Raw genomic sequence first — 16,460 nt, 5'->3', positions numbered from 1 at the left:
CCCCGAACTCCCAGGAGACACAGTGAAATTCGGCATCTGGCTCGACTTCCGCAACCCGGCCGGATGGCGGCGGCCCTGGACCGATGTCTACGAGGAGACGCTGTCGCTCGCCACCGACGCCGAGACGCTCGGGTTCGAGTCCGTCTGGCTGTCCGAGCACCACCTCACCGACGACGGCTACCTGCCGTCCCTGTTCCCCGCGCTCGCCGCCATCGCGGCCCGCACCAGCCGCGTCCGCCTCGGCACCGCCATGGTCCTCGCCGGTCTCACCCATCCGCTGCGGCTCGCCGAGGACGCGGCCGTCACCGACCTGCTCTCCGGCGGCCGGCTGGAGCTCGGCATCGCTCCGGGCTACCGGGAGAAGGAGTTCGAAGCCCTCGGCTTCGACCGGGCCAGGCGGGGCGCCCGTACCGAGGAGACCGTGGAGATCCTCCGCCGAGCCTGGACCGGCGAGCCCTTCTCGTACGCAGGGAAGCACTTCGCCCTCGACGACGTGACCGTCACCCCCGTCCCGCAGAGCCCGCCGTCCGTGTGGATCGGCGGCGGCAGCGAGGCCGCGGCCCGGCGGGCCGGCCGCCACGGGCTGCGCTTCCTGCCCGACCTCGGCACCCCGCCGGAGATCCTCGACCTGTACCGGCGCACCCTCGCCGAGCACGGACACGACCCGGCCGCCTTCGGCCTGACGGCCATCGTCACCCCCGGCGTGTACGTGTGCGAGGACGCCGAGGAGGGCTGGCAGGAGATCCGGGAGCACTACTGGTACCTGCTGAACAAGTTCCAGGAGTGGTTCGGCAACCCCGGGCTGCCGTCCGTGGACGACCTGCCGCGCGAACTGTTCCTGGTGGGCCCGCCGGACGTGGTCGCCGAGGGGATCCGCGACCGGATCAAGCCGCTCGGCGACGTCGAGCGCGTCATCTTCTTCGGCCGCGCCCCGGGCCTGCCCGCCGACCGGGCCCGCCGCTCCCTCGAACTGTTCTCCGAGCACGTCCTCCCGCAGTTCGCCTGACACCCCCTGGGAGGTGTCTTCCCGATCAGCAGGACACCCCCTGGAGCCCGTCCCCAGAAGGAGCAAGGAGCACCATGTCAGACATCGCCATCGTCGGCGCAGGCATCTCGGGCCTGCACCTCGCCCTGCGACTCCAGCAGGCCGGGGTGACCACGACGGTCTACGCCGAGCGCAGCACCGAGGAGCTCGCGGCGGGGCGCCCGCTGAGCCTCCCCGTCCGGTTCGGCCGGACCCTCGACCGGGAGCGCGAACTGGGCGTCTCGCACTGGGAGGGCGGGGACAACGACACCCTCGGCGTCCGCCTCGTGGCGCGCGGGGCCGGGATCGGATTCCTCGGCCGCCTCGACGCCCCCGCGAGTGGCGTCGACCTGCGCCTCTACCTGCCCACGCTCACCGCCGACTACCTGGAGCGGGGCGGCCGGGTGGTCGTGCTGCGGCCCGACGCCGCCGAGATCGAGCGGATCTCCCGCGACCACGACCTGGTCGTGGTGGCCGGCGGACGGGCCGCCACCACCGGTCTGTTCCCGCGCGATCCGGAGCGCTCGCCGTACACGGCGCCCCAGCGCGTCCTGACCGCCGGCCTCTTCCACGGCATCGCGCCCGTCGACCCGGGCCACATCCACTTCCAGGTCTCCGAGGCGGGCGAGATCTTCTCCACCCGCATCCTGACCGACGAAGGACCTGTGCACGGCATCGTCGTGGAGGGCCTGCCGGGCGGCGCCCTGGAGCAGCTCGCCTCCTACGACCACGCGGAGGACCCCGCCGGCTTCGAGAAGACCCTCCTGTCGCTCGTCGCCGAGTACGCGCCGGACCTGCGCGAGCGCATCTCCGACCGTGAGTTCGGGATCCGCCGCCCCGGCGACGTGATCCAGGGCGGCCTCACCCCGGTGGTGCGCCGCGGCTGGGCCGCGCTCGACTCGGGCAGGTTCGCGCTGGCCCTCGGGGACGCCTGGATCGTCAACGACCCGCTCGCCGGGCAGGGCGCCAACCTCGGCTCGCGCATCGCCTTCGAGATCGCCGAACTCATCGTCGCCGGCGGACCGTTCGACGAGGCGTTCGTCGAGCGGGCGGCCGAGCGGCTGTGGCGGATCGCCGAACCGGTCGTCGCCTGGTCGAACCTGAACGTCGCGCCCCCGGTCGAGCACCTGGGCGGGATCTTCGTGAACGCCACGGCCGACCAGCGCGTCGCCGACGCGTTCGTCGCCAACTTCAATCACCCGGCCGACATGTGGGAGGCCGTCAGGACGCCGGACGCGACCCGGGCCTGGCTCGAAAGGATCACGGAGGGCACGTACTGAGGGGGACGGTCAGTCGCGGAAGGAAAGCCGGAAAGCGCGCACGGCCGGGCCGTGCCGCCGGGAACCGCACCCCTCGTGGGGGAGCGGGCCCGGGCGGCACGGCCCGGCCGTCTTTCGACTCGTCTCCGCACGCCCTACGTCACGCGGCGACCAGCGGACCGGTACGGGGGCTCCACACGGACATCGCCATGTCCACCAGCTCGTGGAGCTGGGCGCGTTCGGCCCCGTCCCGCGCCTGCAGCGAGAGGCCGTTGAGGAACGTGGTGTAGAAGGCGGCGATGCGGTCCGTGTCCGTGTCCTCGGCGAGCTCCCCGCCCGCCACGGCGGCGTCCAGCCGGGCCTTGAGGGTGGACTTGGTCCGGGCCCGGCAGCGCAGCGCGAAGTCCCGTACGGATTCGTGGTCCGTGGTGCAGCTGCTCGCGGCGTGCACGATCATGCAGCCGCGCGGCCGGTCGGCGGCGGTGAAGCGGTCGACGCTCCCGTGCAGGAGCGCGGCGACGGCTTCGCGAACCGTCGGCGCCTCGTCCATGGCGCGGCGCGAGGACTCCGCCTCGGTGCGCTCGTAGAGCTCGATGGCCTCCCGGAACAACTGCTCCTTGTTCTTGAAGGCGGCGTACAGGCTGGGCGGGTTGATGCCCATCGCGGCGCTCAGGTCGGTCGTCGACGTGGTGGCGTAACCGCGTTCCCAGAAGACGAGCATCGCCGTGTGCAGTGCGGCGTCCCGGTCGAAGCTGCGGGGGCGTCCGGTGCGGGCCACATGTCCTCCTTGACGGCCGATCAGCCGGTCGATAGCCTCTTCTGTAGAGGTTAGTACAGAAGTGGTGTCGTCCGCTGCCCCCCACGGGGAAACCGGCGGTCACTCCGTCCTGCCCTCGTCCTTCCCTTCGACTCTACGGTCGGTCCGACAAGGAGATCCAGTTCATGACTATCGCGGACGACGCCACGGCGGGCGGCGCGTTACCCGGTACGAGCGACCCCGAACCCCGCGTGCGCTGGGGCCTGCGGGAATGGCTGATGCTCGTGGTGGTGTGCGGGGCGTTCTCCCTCGACGCGCTCGACAACATCATGGTCGGCATCGCCACCCCCCAGATCAAGGACGAGTTCGGCATGAGCACGTCCGCCGCCCAGTGGGTGGTGAGCGCATACGTCCTCGGCTTCGGCGGCTTCCTCCTGCTCGGCGGCCGGATGTCCGACCTCCTCGGCAGGCGGCGGGTGTTCCTCGTCGGCCTCACCGTCCTCGCGGCAGGCTCCCTCCTCGGCGGTCTCGCCAACAGCGGCCTCCTGGTCATCGTCGGCCGGCTCGTGATGGGCATCGGTGCCGCGCTGACCGCCCCCTCCGCCCTCTCGATCGTCGTCGGGAACTTCCCCGAGGGACCGCAGCGCAACCGCGCCCTCGGCATCTACACGGCCTGCGGCGCCATCGGCTACTCGATCGGCGTGGTCGTCGGCGGCGCACTCACCCAGGCCAGCTGGCGCTGGACCTTCGTGCTCGGCGTGCCGGTCGCGATCGCCGCCCTGATCGGAGCCCTCGTCCTGGTCCCCAAGGATCCGGCACACGACGGCTCCAAGCGGCATTTCGACGCCGCCGGCGCGATCACGGTCACCGCCGCGATGCTGCTCCTCGTGTACGGCATCGTGCAGGCCCCGTCCGCGGGCTGGTTCTCCGGCGTCACCCTCGGCGTCCTCGCCGCCGCGGCCGTGCTCCTCGCCGCCTTCGTGGCGATCGAGAACCGCAGCCCGCAGCCGCTGCTGCGGCTCGGCCTGCTCCGCAACAAGTCGCTGGTGGGCGCCAGCCTCATCGCCGCGGCGATCCTCGGCACCTACATGAGCTACCAGTTCATCGGCAGCCTCTACCTCCAGTCCTACCGGGGCTGGTCCCCGCTGCAGATGGCCTTCGCCTTCCTGCCGATCGGCCTCATGATCCTCATCTTCGCGCCCCGCGCGGGGAAGTGGCTCGGCCGTACCGGACTGCGCCGGCCGGTCTTCGGCGGCATGTTCGCCTACACCGTCGCCTTCCTGCTCTTCCTGAGGGTGGGCGAGGGCTCCTCGTACTGGTTCGTCATCCTGCCGAGCATGGTGCTCATCGGTGTGGGCTTCCCCTTCGCCTTCACCGCGGCCAACGTCGCGGCCACCTCGGGCGTCGACGAGTCCGAGCAGGGGCTCGCCGCGGGCATCCTGCAGACCGGCTACCAGGTGGGCGCCGCGGTGGTGCTCGCCGTGGTGACCGTGCGCATGGGCGGCGAGGAGAGTCCCTCGCACGCCGAGTCGCTCAGCGGGTACCACCAGGGCATCTGGGTGATCGTCCTGATCGCCGCCGTCTCGGCCTTCTCGGTGCCGATCGCCGCGGCGGCGGCCCGGCGGAAGGCCGGCGGGACTGCGAAGGCCGACTCCGCGAAGGCCGACTCCTCGAACGCCGGCTCCCCGGAGGCGGGTTCTGCTGCCTCCGCCGGTTCGGGCGGTGCGGAGGAGGCGGACGGCCGTACGGCCGAGTCCGCCGGCAGGTCCGGGCGCTGACCCGGATCCGGGGCGGACGCCGGTGACCGGTCGTCGGTGGCCGGTCGCCGGTACACGAGAGGCCGCTCCCCTCACGGGGGAGCGGCCTCTCGCGCCGGTCACGGCCCGGGCTGCCTGCCCTGGGGCAACGGCCCGGGCGGCCCGTCCGGGGTCACTCGTCGAGCAGGTCCGGCTGCTCGTGCACGATCTCGTCCCAGAGCAGCTGGAAGCTGAACCAGCCGAGGTGGCGGTCCCCGAAGCCGTCGCGGGCCGCCTCGGCCTGCTCGTGGCTCATCGGCTTCACCTCCCCGGCGGCGGACGCCAGCAACTGCACCTGGGCGGCGGCCTCGTACGTGAAGAACCAGTGCACGGCCTCGTCGACCGAGCCGCCGACGGTGATCAGGCCGTGGTGTCGCAGCAGGATCGCCCGCTTGTCGCCGAGTCGGCCGGCGATGTCCTCGCCCTGCGCGAGGCTGATGGACGGGCCCTCGTAGTCGCTGTAGAGGACCTGGTCGCCGTAGAAGGCGGCGGACTCCTGGTCGAGCGGTTCGAGGAGCCTGCCGAGCGCGCCGAGCGCCCGCGAGTGCGGGGTGTGGCCGTGCGCGGCGGCGACGGCGCCCGGATGGGCGCGGTGGATGGCGGAGTGGATCACGAAGGCGCTGGGGTTGAGCCGGTGGCGGCCTTCGACGACGCGGCCCTCGGAGTTCACCAGGATCAGGTCGCGGACCTTCACCCGGCTGAAGGGGACGCCGAAGGGGTTGACCCAGAACAGGTCGTCGCCCTCGGGGTCCCGCACCGATATGTGTCCCGAAACGCCCTCCCCGTACCCGTACTTGCCGAACAGTCGCAGCGCGGCGGTCAGGCGCTGCTTGCGGTGCCTGCGGTCGTCCGCGACGGAGTCGAAGACGGGCTCGGTGGGCAGGGGCAGGCCGGTGTGGGTGTCGGCCAGGTAGCCGGCCCGTTCCTGCGTGGCGGTGTCAGTCATGCGGGAGCTCCTCGTCGTGTGGGGCGGCCGGTGTCCGGCCGTGCGTGGGGAGGGTCGCGGGGGCCGGCGGGCCGTACCGCGTCACAGGGCGCGGACCGGGTCCGCGGACCCGACGGGCGTGCGGGCCGCCTCCGCGTGGACGGCGTCCGCTATGTCGACGGCCCGGTCCACCAGGGAGGGCACGCCGAAGGTGAAGAAGAGCGACCCGGAGGCGAGGTCGCCGAGGACGTGGATCCGCCGGTCGGTCTCGCCGGCGGCGAGCAGCCCGCTCGTCGACCGGGCGACGTGGACGCCGCCGCGCGGATGCCGGACGGCGAGTCCCCTGCCGGCCAGGGCGTCGACGAGCGCCGACGCGCCGCGCGGTACGCGGTGCGAGGCGGGGCTGACGGCGTTGACGACGACATCGGCGTCCTGGACGCCCGCGTCGCCGACCACACGGAAGCCGCCGGCGGGCCGGGCGGTGATCCGGTCGACGCCGCGGACGATCCGCAGCAGGCCCCGGTCCGCCCGGTCGAGCAGCGTCGCCGCGCTGGCCGGCGGCATGGGGCAGCACAGACTCATCACGGTCCGGTAGTGGTCCCGCAGCAGCCGGGTCCGTTCATGCTCGGGCAGCAGCGGCCAGACGTCGGGGCCCGTGTCCGGGACGGCGTGCTGGAGGAGCCGCAGGCCGGGGTCGGAGCCGTCCACGAGGCCGAGCTGGCGTCGCAGCCGCTCGACGGGGTCCTCGGTGCCTGTCGTCGCGATCTCGGCCGCGACGGAGTCGAGCGACGACCCGGCGTCCGCCAGTTCGGCGCCCATGAGGGCGACCACGTCGGCGACGGAGAGCCGCTCGCCCCGTGCGGCCATCGCGCGGAAGCGCGCGGCGGTGAAATGGCGCGGGTGGCGCTCCACCGGCCGCTGGCGGACGCTCGGCAGCACCCCGCGCCGGGAGGCCATGAGGATCTCGCCGGTGTGTCCGGCGGCGGTCAGGTGCAGCACCACGTCCACGGCGGTCAGCCCGCTGCCGACCACGACGACCCGGTCCCGCTCGCCGATGCCGGCGAGCCGCCGGGCCACCGGGTACGGATCGGCGACGAACCCCGGCGTGCCCGTGAGCCCGTGCGGGTCGGCCGGCTCCCCGGCGCCCACGCAGAGCACGGCGTGGTCGAGGGCGTACGCGGCGCGGTCCGCGGTGTACGCGACGAGGGCGCCGTCCTCGCGCGCCAGGTCGACCACGGCGGCCCGGACCAGGCGGATGGCGCAGCCGCGGGCGGCGAGCCGGTTCAGCGCGCTGCGGGCGCACTGCTCCAGGTAGTCGCCGTACAGGGCCCGGGGAGGGAAGGTGATGCCCGATCGGGCATCGACGTGGTCGGTGCCCGGGCCCAGGACCACGGCCCGCGCTTCCAGCCACCGGGTGAAGTGCTCCGGGTCGCCGGCCCGCACGGTCATGTCCTCGGGCGGGGCGTTCACCCGCAGGGTCGCCGCGTCGGGTTGGTAGGCACGGCCCCGCCACAGGTGCGGGGACGGGTCGAACACCGTGACCGACTCGGGAATTTCGTCGCGCCGGCTCAGAGCGTCGAGCAGGCATACGGCGGAGGCGCCGCCTCCGATGATGCCGATTCTCGCAGGAAACAACATTCGAGCGAACCCCGTTCAATGGCGCGGATGATGTCCGTTCTTTTACCGAGGGAAAACCGATCGGAACAGGTGAGGAAAGAAATACAGAAGGCGTGGACCGGAAGGCCGGGAGAGTCGAACCGAAAAACCTGTGAAATCGGTCTCCAGTCTCCTGGCTTCCCGTCGGTGCCGCTGGCGCGAACACGCATGCGGCATAACGGGTTTGCGCACGCTCGTTCGGCGTGCGCGCCGCTATGGGAAGCGAGGAAGAGAACGGGAAGGGCGGGGGAGAGGGTGTCGATGGGGCGGGCGGGACACCCGTCAGGGGAGCCCGCGTGCCGACTGGCGGCGCCACTCGCGCGGGGCCACCCCGTAGCGCTCGCGGAACAGCTTGCTGAAGTGCGAGGCGCTGTCGAGGCCCCAGCGCTCCGCGATGCCGGCCACCGTCAGATGGGCGGTGCGCGGGTCGGAGAGGTCGTCCCGGCAGCGGCGCAGCCGCTCGTTGCGGATCCACAGGGCGGGACTGCTGTCCTCGTCCTGGAACAGCAGCTGGAGGTAGCGCAGGGAGATCTTGTGCGTCCTGGCGAGCAGCCGGGGGCTCAGCTCGGAGCAGCCGAGGCGGGCTCGGGCGAAGGCCTTGATCCGGTGCAGCAGGGCGCGGCGGGCCAGGACGGGGTCGGGCACCGCTTCGCCGAGCTTCTCCGAGCAGACGGCGCCGACCAGGCTGGCGACGCTGCTGCCCAGGTGGTCCGCTATCGCCGGGTCGAGCCGCGACATGTTCCGCGCGGCGCTGCGGAGGAGGTCGGCGAGGAGCACGCTGGCCCCTTCGGAGCCGGACCAGGTGGCCGCGCGCAGAGGGTGCTCGGCCCCGGCCCTGAGATCGACCAGCTGGTGGTCGAACTTCACGGTGACCATGTGGATGGGCTGCCGCATCCAGAGGGAGAAGGGGAGCGAGCTGTCGTAGCAGAAGAGGTTGCCGGCCCGGGCGACGGCCGTGAGGTCGCCCTGACGGACGCGGACCTCTCCTTCCAGGACGCAGGCGAGGTGGAGCGGTGCGGTCGCCGCCCTGGTGGCGAGCAGCGCCGTACGCTCCACGGCGTGCGGCCCGGCCTGGACCTCGGCGATCTGCACGGTGCCGAAGGTGCCCGTGGCGATGGTCCCTTCGAAGCGGCCGGGCTCGGTGCGGAAGACGCGCAGCGGGCCGCAGGCGTCCGTGACGAGATCACCCCAGGCGTGGAATCCCCGCTGCAGATCGGATTCCCCCGTGCGCAGGGTGCGCACCGGTCCGGGCGGGTCGAGCAGGACCGTGCTCATGTGAATCGTCCAGGTGCCGCCGAAAGAGATATGCACTTGCCCTGAGGATCGCGGGGCATGGAGTTCTCCTTTCCTGAGGACCGATATCGGTTCTCTTCACAGATGCTCCTCATCCTGCTGCATCGGATCGGACGCCCGGCAGTTGGATTTGCGTCAGCGCAGCTCGAACAAGGATTCCTGCTTCGTGTATATCCACGAGAAGGGGATACGAGCTGTGTCGCGCTGTGTAGTTCATGGAACATTCACGAAGACCGGGACGTCCCGGACATGGCCGAAGCCCCGTCGGTGCCTGACCGAAGGGGCCCTTGCCTTCCTGCCCGGGACGTACGGACGCGTCCCGGGCGCGCTCGGGGCGTGATCTCGGACCGTCCCGGGGGCGCGGAGTCCGGAAAGGATGCCTTGACGGCGGGGGCGGCGGCGCCCCTACTGAGCGACCGGTACTCCGCCGTGCACGACCTCGCGCTCCCAGCCGTCCCGTGGCTGGGTGTGCAGGCGCCAGTAGTGCTCCGCGATGTCGTCCGGGTCGTACGCCGTACCCGGGGCCACGGCCCCCGGGACGGTCACCGACGCCACGTGGACCCCGGCCGGACCGTACTGCGCGTCGAGCAGGTCGACCAGGGTCCTGACGCCGAACTTCCCGAGGCCCAGGCTCACGTAGCGCGGGTCGACACGTGGCATGCCGCCCGTGACCAGGATCGTTCCGCCACCCCGCCCGGCCATGCCCGGGGCCACGTGGTTCGCGGTGGTGAGCGCGCCCACCACGTTCACCGCCCAGGCCTCCAACTGCCCCCGTGCGTCGAGCTCCCCGGGGCCGTCGCGCCGGATGAGCGCGGCGTTGTAGACGGCCGCGTCGACCGGCCCGAGCTCCTTCCCGGCCGTGTCGAGGGCGGCCCGCAGCCCCGCCTCGTCCGTGCTGTCGGCGGTCAGCGCCAGCACCCTGCCGCCCTCCCGCCCGATCTCCCCGGCGACCCGGTCCACGGTCTCCCGCCTCCGTGCGATCACGGCGACGGAGTACCCCTCACGGGCGAACCGTGAGGCCACGGCCTTCCCGATCCCCGGCCCGGCGCCGACCACGACTGCTGTGGACACCACAACTCCCTTGTTCCCGCGAATGGTTACGGGGGGAGCGTACGAGGATCCCCGGCCCCTCCCGGACCGCCCACGAGGACGTGCCCCCCGCGCGGGCGGACGCCGGACACGGAGCGTGACGACGGGCCGCGGGCGCTGCCGGCACCGCCCTCCGCCCCGCTCGCATGCGTGTCCGACTGCGCTACCGCTACGGCTACCGCTCCCGCCCTTCGCGCAGTTCGACGATGTACGCCGCGGTCAGTGCGACGGACCGGTCCTCGTCGCGCGCGAGTTCCGCGAGGGCGCGGGCCGCCGTGGCTCCCGGGATGTCCGTGAGGGCCTGCGCCAGCCGTCGGCGTGCGGGCGCCCCGGCGGTGCCGTGGGCGAGGCGGTCGACGAGCCCGGCGGCGATCCCGTCCGCCGACCCGGGACGGCCGGCCAGCGCGCTCAGTGCGTCGGCCGCGTCGACGTCGTTCGTCTCCTCGACGATCATGTCGATGAGCACCGGAACCGCCTCGGCCAGGCCGCGGGCCCCGAGCGCCAGCGCCGCGTGCCCCCGGACCACGGCGTCCGGGTGCGCGAGCGCCTCACGGAGCGGGGCCGTCGCCTCCTCGTCCGGGATCTCGGCGAGGGACCGGACGGCGCGCTCCCGTACCTCGGCCGACGGTGAGGCGAGGCCCTCCGCGAGGAGCGCCGCTGCGCCCTCGGCCCCCCGCGCCAAAGCCCAGCGCAGGGCGCCCGCGACGATCGGGTCGCTCTCCCGCAGCACCGCCTCGACCAGGGCCTCCAAGGCGACCGGTTCACCATCCGCCGAGGACAGGGCCGCCCGTTGCCGCGTACGGGCGCTCTTCGAGTGCAGCGCCTGCAGGAGCGCGACGGTCCGCAGGACGTCCTCCCAGTCGGCGGGTTCGGCGGCCCCGATCCGGTGGAGCCGCGTCAGCAGCTCCGTCTCGGCGGCGACGCGCTCCCGCGCCTGGCGGATGAGGTCGTCGACGAGCTCCGAGGGCGTGAAGCCGGGATCGTCGAGCGCCCGTCCGACCTCACGCAGCGAAAGCCCCAGCGAACGCAGGCTCTCGATGTGGAAGATCCGCCGGATGTCCTCGTCGGCGTACTCGCGATAGCCGCCGTCGGTGCGCCCCGTCGGCCGTACGAGGCCGAGCGACTCGTAGTGCCGCAGCATGCGGGCGCTGACCCCGGACCGTCGTGCCACCTCACCGATCAACACCGTCTGTTCACTCCTCCCGGCCGGTCGTGCCGAGCGCCACGATGCGCTTCGCCTCCTCGATCGCGAAATCGAATCCGGCATCCGGGTCGCGCGCCAGGCGCTCCGTGGCGAGCGCGTGCCGGCGCAGGTCCGGGTCCGGATGGCCGGTCGCGTCGCGAAGCGTCGGCACGGCCGCCTCGCCGAGCGCGATCAGCGCCCGGCTGAGGCTCAGCCGGGTCTCGCGTCCGCCGCGCCCGAGCTGCGTGGCCAGCACTCCGGCCAGCTCGGCCTCCTGCCCTTCGGGCACGAGCGCCACCGCCGCCCGCCAGGCGCTCCGCGCGACCTCGTCGTCGGCGTCGGTCAGCAGCGCCCGGGTGATCGCCGGCCAGGCCCGCCGGTCCCCGATCTTGGAGAGCGTGTGCAGTGCCTGGCTCCTCGCCTGGCCGTGCTCCGAGCGGAGTTCGCCGACGAGCCCGGGGACCGTCGTGGACGCCGGGTGGCGGGTGAGGGCCCAGGTGAGCATCTCGCGGACGGAGAAGTCGGGTTCGACCGCGCTCCGCCCGATGAGCGCCTCCACGCACCACGGTTCGGGGCTCGTCCCCACCTCCAGTGCCGCCCGTAGTCGCACGGACGGGCTGTCGTGCTCCAGACCTCGAAGGGCCCGGGGTGTGTGCGCGGCGTCTTTCCGCTCGGTCATCGTGACCACCTCCTCGGCCCCAGTGAAGGCCTTGTCACGGTGTCAAGGTCAAGCGGCGCCGTCCGGCGGTGCCGTTCCGCGCGTCACACGCGGTCCTGGAGGGCGGCGCGCCAGGCGGGCGCGGGTGCGGAGGGCAGGGGCTCGGGGCCGCGGCCGCCCCGGGCGAAGAAGTCGGCCAGCGGCAGGAGCGCCGCGCCGACGGTGACCGCCTCGGGCCCGAGGGTGCCCAGGCCGATGCTGGTGCGGCTCGCCGGGTAGCGGAGCGCGTACTCGCCGGCGTACCGGATCACGGAGCGCAGGAAGCGGTCGCCGAGCTGGAGGCCCGCCCAGCCGCCGACGAGGATGCGCTCGGGCTGGAAGAGGTTGACGAGGTCGGCGAAGCCGGCGCCGAGGTACTCGGCGGTCTCCTCCAGGACGGCGAGGGCCGTGATGTCGGGCGCGGTTCCCGGATCGTCGGGGTGGGCGGCGGTGAGCATGGCGGTGAGCGCGGTCTCCTCGTCGGCCCCGGCCGGCGGCCGCCCGCCGGCCTCGCGCCATCGCTCCAGGAGCGCCTCGGCGCCGGCGTACGCCTCCAGGCAGCCCTGGGAGCCGCAGCGGCAGCGCCGCCCCCGGACCCGCACCGTCAGGTGTCCCCATTCGAGGGCGCGGCCCGGTTCCATGGGGTCGGTGACGGAGCAGGCGCCGACGCCGGAGCCGAAGAGGACGACGACGGCGCTCCGGGCGCCACGGCCGGCGCCGAACCACATCTCGGCCTGGCCGAGGGTCTTGGCGCCGTTGTCGATCCGGTACGGCACGGTGGAGGGCAGGTCCACGGCGGCGCGCAGCAGTCGTTCGAGGGGGACGGTGTCCCAGCCGATGGTCTGGCCGTGGACGACCGCGCCGTCCTCACCGTGGTCGACGATGCCGGGGACGCCGACGCCGACGCCGAGGAGTCGGTCGGCGGGGACGTCCGCGGCCCGCAGCACCTCGGCGATGCCGTCGCGCAGGTGGGCGACGACGAGGTCCACGTCATAACGCCCGGTGCGGGGCCCGGTGCTGGCCAAGGCCCTCTCGGCGCGGGCGAGTTCGGCGAGGGCGAGGTCGAAGAGCTCGATCCTGATCCGGGTCTCGCCGATGTCGACACCGATCATGAACGCGCTGTCCGGGGTGACGCGCAGCAGGGTACGGGGGCGCCCGCCGGCCGAGTCGACGCTGCCGGCCTCCTCGACCAGACCCTCCGCGATGAGCTCGGCGACGACGTTGCTGACCGAGCCGGAGCTCAGGCCGGTCTCGGGGCCGAGCGTGAGGCGGCTCGCCGGCCCGTCGAAGTACAGCCTGCGCAGAACAGCGGTGCGGTTCTCACGCCGCAGGTCACGCACCGTGCGGCCACTTCTCGCGTGCACTTGGGTCCCCGTCTCTGAAGTCGTTCGTTGCAACATACCCGCAGTACAGGCCTTGACGCGACCTTCCCGTGGGGTTTAACTCACATCCTAAATTAAGCCGATGTAACGGAGAGCGGTCCAGGCGCTCCCCTCGTTCGGCATCCCCGTCACCCCCCGAAAGGGCCCAGGAGCCATGCGCAGAATCAGAGCCGCAGTCACCGGTGCCGTCACCCTCTCCCTCGCCTTCACCGCCACCGCCTGCGGCGGCGGGGAGAGCGGCGAGGCGACGCCGAAGACCCTCACCTACTGGGCCACCAACCAGGGCTCCAGCCTGGAGGTCGACAAGAAGGTCCTCCAGCCCGAGCTCGACCGGTTCGAGGAGGAGACCGGCATCAAGGTCAAGCTGGAGGTGATCCCCTGGTCCGACCTGCTCAACCGGATCCTCACCGCCACCACCTCCGGCCAGGGTCCCGACGTCCTCAACATCGGCAACACCTGGAGCGCCTCCCTCCAGTCCACCGGCGCGCTGCTGCCGTTCGACGCCAAGAACTTCGAGGCCATCGGGGGCAAGGACCGCTTCGTCGACTCCGCACTCGGCTCCACCGGCGTCGCGGGCAAGGACCCGGCCGCCGTCCCGCTCTACTCCATGGCCTACGCCCTCTACTACAACAAGCAGATGTTCAAGGACGCCGGCATAGCCAAGCCGCCGACCACCTGGGAGGAGGTGGCCGCCGCCGGCAAGAAGCTGAGCAAGGACGGGAAGTGGGGCATCGGCGTCGAGGGTTCCAACCTGTCCAACAACATCCACCAGGTCTTCGTCCTCGCCAAGCAGCACGGAGCCGACTTCTTCACCGCCGACGGCAAGGCCGACTTCACCTCCGACGGGGCCGTCGCGGCGGTCAAGCAGTACGTCGACCTGATGGCCACGCAGAAGATCGTCGCCCCCGGCAACGCCGAGTACGCCCAGAACCAGTCCCTGAGCGACTTCGCCAAGGACAGGACCGGCATGGTCCTGTGGCAGACCCCCTCGCAGACGTTCGCCTCCCAGGGCATGGCCCCCGAGGAGTGGGGCGTCGCCCCGGCCCCGGTCCCCGCGGGCAAGCCCGGCCAGGGCAAGCAGACCAACTCGATGGTCGCCGGCATCAACATGGCCGTCTTCAAGAACACCAAGAACCTCGACGGCGCCCTCAAGTTCGTGAAGTTCATGACCAGCGACGAGGAGCAGATCCTCCTCAACAAGGCCTACGGATCGGTCCCGCCGGTCAAGGGCGCCCAGAAGGACCCGGTGTTCGCCGACCCGGCCCTCGACGTCATCCGCGACACCCTCGCCACCAGCGCCGCCGCACTTCCCCAGGTCCCGGAGGAGTCCCAGTTCGAGACCGTGGTCGGCACGGCCGTCAAGGAACTGTTCGCGGACGCCGCCGCGGGCCGGCCCGTCACCACCGAGTCCGTGCGGGCCAAGCTCGAAAAGGCCCAGCAGCAGATGCCCAAGAAGTAGGCAGCCCCTCCATGACCAGAACCGCCGTCGCTCCCGAGCGGGAGCCGGCGGTGCGCAAGGCCGCACCCGGAGGGGCGCCCGCACCACGCCGCTCCGGGCGTCGCCGCATCGCACTGCCGTACCTGCTGCTCCTGCCCGCCCTGCTCCTCGAACTCCTCGTCCACCTCGTCCCGATGCTCATGGGCATCGGCATGAGCTTCAAGGAGCTCACCCAGTTCTACATCCGCGACTGGTCCGCAGCTCCGTGGGCCGGCCTCGACAACTTCGCCGTCTCGATCGACTTCGACGCCCCGGTCGGCCAGGCGCTCCTGAAGTCCTTCCTGACGACCTGCCTGTTCACCGTCCTGTCCGTGGCCCTGTGCTGGTTCCTCGGGACGGCCGCCGCGATCTTCCTCCAGGAGGAGTTCCGGGGCCGCGGCTTCCTGCGGACCCTCTTCCTCGTCCCGTACGCCCTGCCGGTCTACACCGCCGTCATCACGTGGGCGTTCATGTTCCAGCGGGACAACGGCCTGATCAACCACGTCCTCCACGACCAGCTCGGCATCGGCGACAGCCCCGCCTTCTGGCTCATCGGCGACAACAGCTTCTGGGCCCTGCTCGTCGTCTCCGTGTGGAAGGGCTGGCCGTTCGCGTTCCTCACGGTCATGGCGGGACTGCAGAACATCCCCCGGGACATGTACGAGGCCGCCTCCCTCGACGGCGCCGGCGTCCTCCAGCAGATCCGGCACATCACCTTGCCGTCGCTGCGGCCGGTCAACCAGATCCTCGTCCTGGTCCTGTTCCTCTGGACGTTCAACGACTTCAACACGCCGTTCGTCCTGTTCGGCGAGGCGGCCCCGGAAGCGGCGGACCTGATCTCGCTGCACATCTACCAGTCGTCCTTCCAGACCTGGAACTTCGGCACCGGCTCGGCCATGTCCGTCCTGCTGCTGCTCTTCCTCCTCGTCGTCACGGGCGTCTACCTCCTGCTCACCACCCGCGGAAGGAAGACCTCCGATGTCTGAGAACGCCCTCCGGCACACGGGGCGAGCCCCCCGCCGCACAGCGCGTGCCCGTGGCCGAACGGCCCGGCGCTCCCCGATGGCCGCGCCCCGCTCCTTCCTGTGGACCCGGCGGATCTTCCTCACCCTGCTCACCACCTTCGTGCTCCTGCCGGTGTTCGTGATGGTCTCCAGCTCGCTGAAGCCGCTGGAGGACGTCTCGGGGAAGTTCCGGTGGATCCCCTCGGGGATCACGTTCCGCCCGTACCTCGACATCTGGGAGACCGTCCCGCTCGCCGACTACTTCGTGAACTCGATCGTCGTGGCGGGCGCGGCCACCGTCTTCTCGGTGGTCGTCGCGATCTTCGCCGCCTACGGGGTGAGCCGCTACGACTTCCGCGGCAAGCGGGTCTTCACCGTGACGGTGCTGTCGACGCAGATGTTCCCCGGCATCCTCTTCCTGCTGCCGCTCTTCCTCATCTACGTCAACATCGGCAACGCCACCGGCATCGCGCTCTTCGGTTCGCGCGAAGGCCTGGTCCTCACCTATCTGACGTTCTCGCTGCCGTTCTCGATCTGGATGCTGACCGGCTACTTCGACTCGATCCCGCGCGAACTCGACGAAGCCGCCAAGGTCGACGGCTGCGGGCCGGTCAAGGCCCTGTTCCGGGTGATCGTCCCGGCCGCGTCCCCCGGCATCATCGCCGTCGCCGTCTACGCCTTCATGACCGCCTGGGGCGAGGTCCTCTTCGCCTCCGTCATGACCAACGACACGACCCGCACCCTCGCCGTCGGACTCCAGGGCTACGCCACCCAGAACGACGTGTACTGGAACCAGGTGATGGCCGCCTCCCTCGTCGTGAGCGTGCCCGTCGTCGTCGGCTTCCTCCTCCTCCAGCGCTACCTCGTCGCCGGCCTCACCGCGGGTGCGGTCAAGTGACGTCGCTCTCCGACCCCTCG

General features: G+C 72.0%; 14 protein-coding genes. 6 read left to right on the top strand and 8 right to left on the bottom strand.

Features of this window, described 5'->3' with window-relative positions:
• The first annotated feature begins 22 nt into the window (after positions 1-22).
• The gene (locus tag IE124_RS18875) at positions 23-1,006 is read left to right on the top strand and encodes an LLM class flavin-dependent oxidoreductase (protein WP_189508967.1); all 984 of its coding nucleotides are present in this window, start codon (positions 23-25) and stop codon (positions 1,004-1,006) included.
• Positions 1,007-1,080: 74 nt separating this feature from the next.
• Positions 1,081-2,304 carry a styrene monooxygenase/indole monooxygenase family protein gene (locus tag IE124_RS18870; RefSeq protein WP_189508965.1) on the top strand — a complete coding sequence of 408 codons (1,224 nt, stop codon included), beginning with the start codon at positions 1,081-1,083 and terminating at the stop codon, positions 2,302-2,304.
• 139 nt (positions 2,305-2,443) lie between these two features.
• Here IE124_RS18870 and IE124_RS18865 read toward each other — a convergent pair whose 3' ends face one another.
• Positions 2,444-3,061 (bottom strand): TetR/AcrR family transcriptional regulator, encoded by a 618-nt coding sequence (locus IE124_RS18865; protein ID WP_189508963.1) that lies wholly within the window; start codon positions 3,059-3,061, stop codon positions 2,444-2,446.
• 164 nt (positions 3,062-3,225) lie between these two features.
• On the opposite strand from IE124_RS18865, the gene IE124_RS18860 reads away from it, so the two are divergent.
• Entirely contained in the window at positions 3,226-4,818 is a 1,593-nt protein-coding gene (locus tag IE124_RS18860) for an MFS transporter (protein ID WP_189508961.1), read from the top strand.
• Between the two features lie 151 nt (positions 4,819-4,969).
• Here the strand turns inward: IE124_RS18860 and IE124_RS18855 are convergent, their stop codons facing one another.
• The 7 genes from IE124_RS18855 to IE124_RS18825 all read right to left on the bottom strand — a co-directional run bounded on the left by IE124_RS18855 (position 4,970) and on the right by IE124_RS18825 (position 13,043).
• Complete coding sequence (locus IE124_RS18855; protein ID WP_189508959.1) at positions 4,970-5,782, bottom strand: class II aldolase/adducin family protein; 813 nt, start codon at positions 5,780-5,782, stop codon at positions 4,970-4,972.
• 81 nt (positions 5,783-5,863) lie between these two features.
• On the bottom strand, positions 5,864-7,396 hold the full coding sequence (locus tag IE124_RS18850) for an FAD/NAD(P)-binding protein (RefSeq protein WP_189508957.1): 1,533 nt from the start codon (positions 7,394-7,396) through the stop codon (positions 5,864-5,866).
• Positions 7,397-7,699: 303 nt separating this feature from the next.
• On the bottom strand, positions 7,700-8,692 hold the full coding sequence (locus IE124_RS18845) for an AraC-like ligand-binding domain-containing protein (RefSeq protein ID WP_189508955.1): 993 nt from the start codon (positions 8,690-8,692) through the stop codon (positions 7,700-7,702).
• 423 nt (positions 8,693-9,115) lie between these two features.
• Positions 9,116-9,781, bottom strand: coding sequence for an SDR family NAD(P)-dependent oxidoreductase (locus tag IE124_RS18840; protein ID WP_189508953.1), 666 nt, complete (start codon positions 9,779-9,781; stop codon positions 9,116-9,118).
• Positions 9,782-9,974: 193 nt separating this feature from the next.
• On the bottom strand, positions 9,975-10,985 hold the full coding sequence (locus IE124_RS18835; RefSeq protein ID WP_189508951.1) for a HEAT repeat domain-containing protein: 1,011 nt from the start codon (positions 10,983-10,985) through the stop codon (positions 9,975-9,977).
• Between the two features lie 7 nt (positions 10,986-10,992).
• Positions 10,993-11,661: a HEAT repeat domain-containing protein gene (locus IE124_RS18830; protein ID WP_189508949.1), complete on the bottom strand. Its 669-nt coding sequence runs from the start codon at positions 11,659-11,661 to the stop codon at positions 10,993-10,995.
• 83 nt (positions 11,662-11,744) lie between these two features.
• Positions 11,745-13,043 carry an ROK family transcriptional regulator gene (locus IE124_RS18825; RefSeq protein ID WP_189508947.1) on the bottom strand — a complete coding sequence of 433 codons (1,299 nt, stop codon included), beginning with the start codon at positions 13,041-13,043 and terminating at the stop codon, positions 11,745-11,747.
• 172 nt (positions 13,044-13,215) lie between these two features.
• On the opposite strand from IE124_RS18825, the gene IE124_RS18820 reads away from it, so the two are divergent.
• From IE124_RS18820 to IE124_RS18810, 3 genes are all read left to right on the top strand, one after another.
• On the top strand, positions 13,216-14,520 hold the full coding sequence (locus IE124_RS18820; protein WP_189508945.1) for an ABC transporter substrate-binding protein: 1,305 nt from the start codon (positions 13,216-13,218) through the stop codon (positions 14,518-14,520).
• An 11-nt stretch (positions 14,521-14,531) separates the two neighbouring features.
• Positions 14,532-15,524, top strand: a complete 993-nt coding sequence (locus tag IE124_RS18815) for a carbohydrate ABC transporter permease (protein ID WP_189508943.1) — start codon at positions 14,532-14,534, stop codon at positions 15,522-15,524.
• A gap of 76 nt (positions 15,525-15,600) precedes the next feature.
• Positions 15,601-16,440, top strand: coding sequence for a carbohydrate ABC transporter permease (locus tag IE124_RS18810; protein WP_189509188.1), 840 nt, complete (start codon positions 15,601-15,603; stop codon positions 16,438-16,440).
• Positions 16,441-16,460 lie beyond the last annotated feature (20 nt).

It is taken from the genome of Streptomyces narbonensis, from assembly GCF_014649015.1.
Lineage (GTDB): Bacteria > Actinomycetota > Actinomycetes > Streptomycetales > Streptomycetaceae > Streptomyces > Streptomyces narbonensis.
The sequence above is the reverse complement of the archived record's forward strand: the minus strand, read 5'-3'. Positions and strand labels throughout refer to the sequence as shown.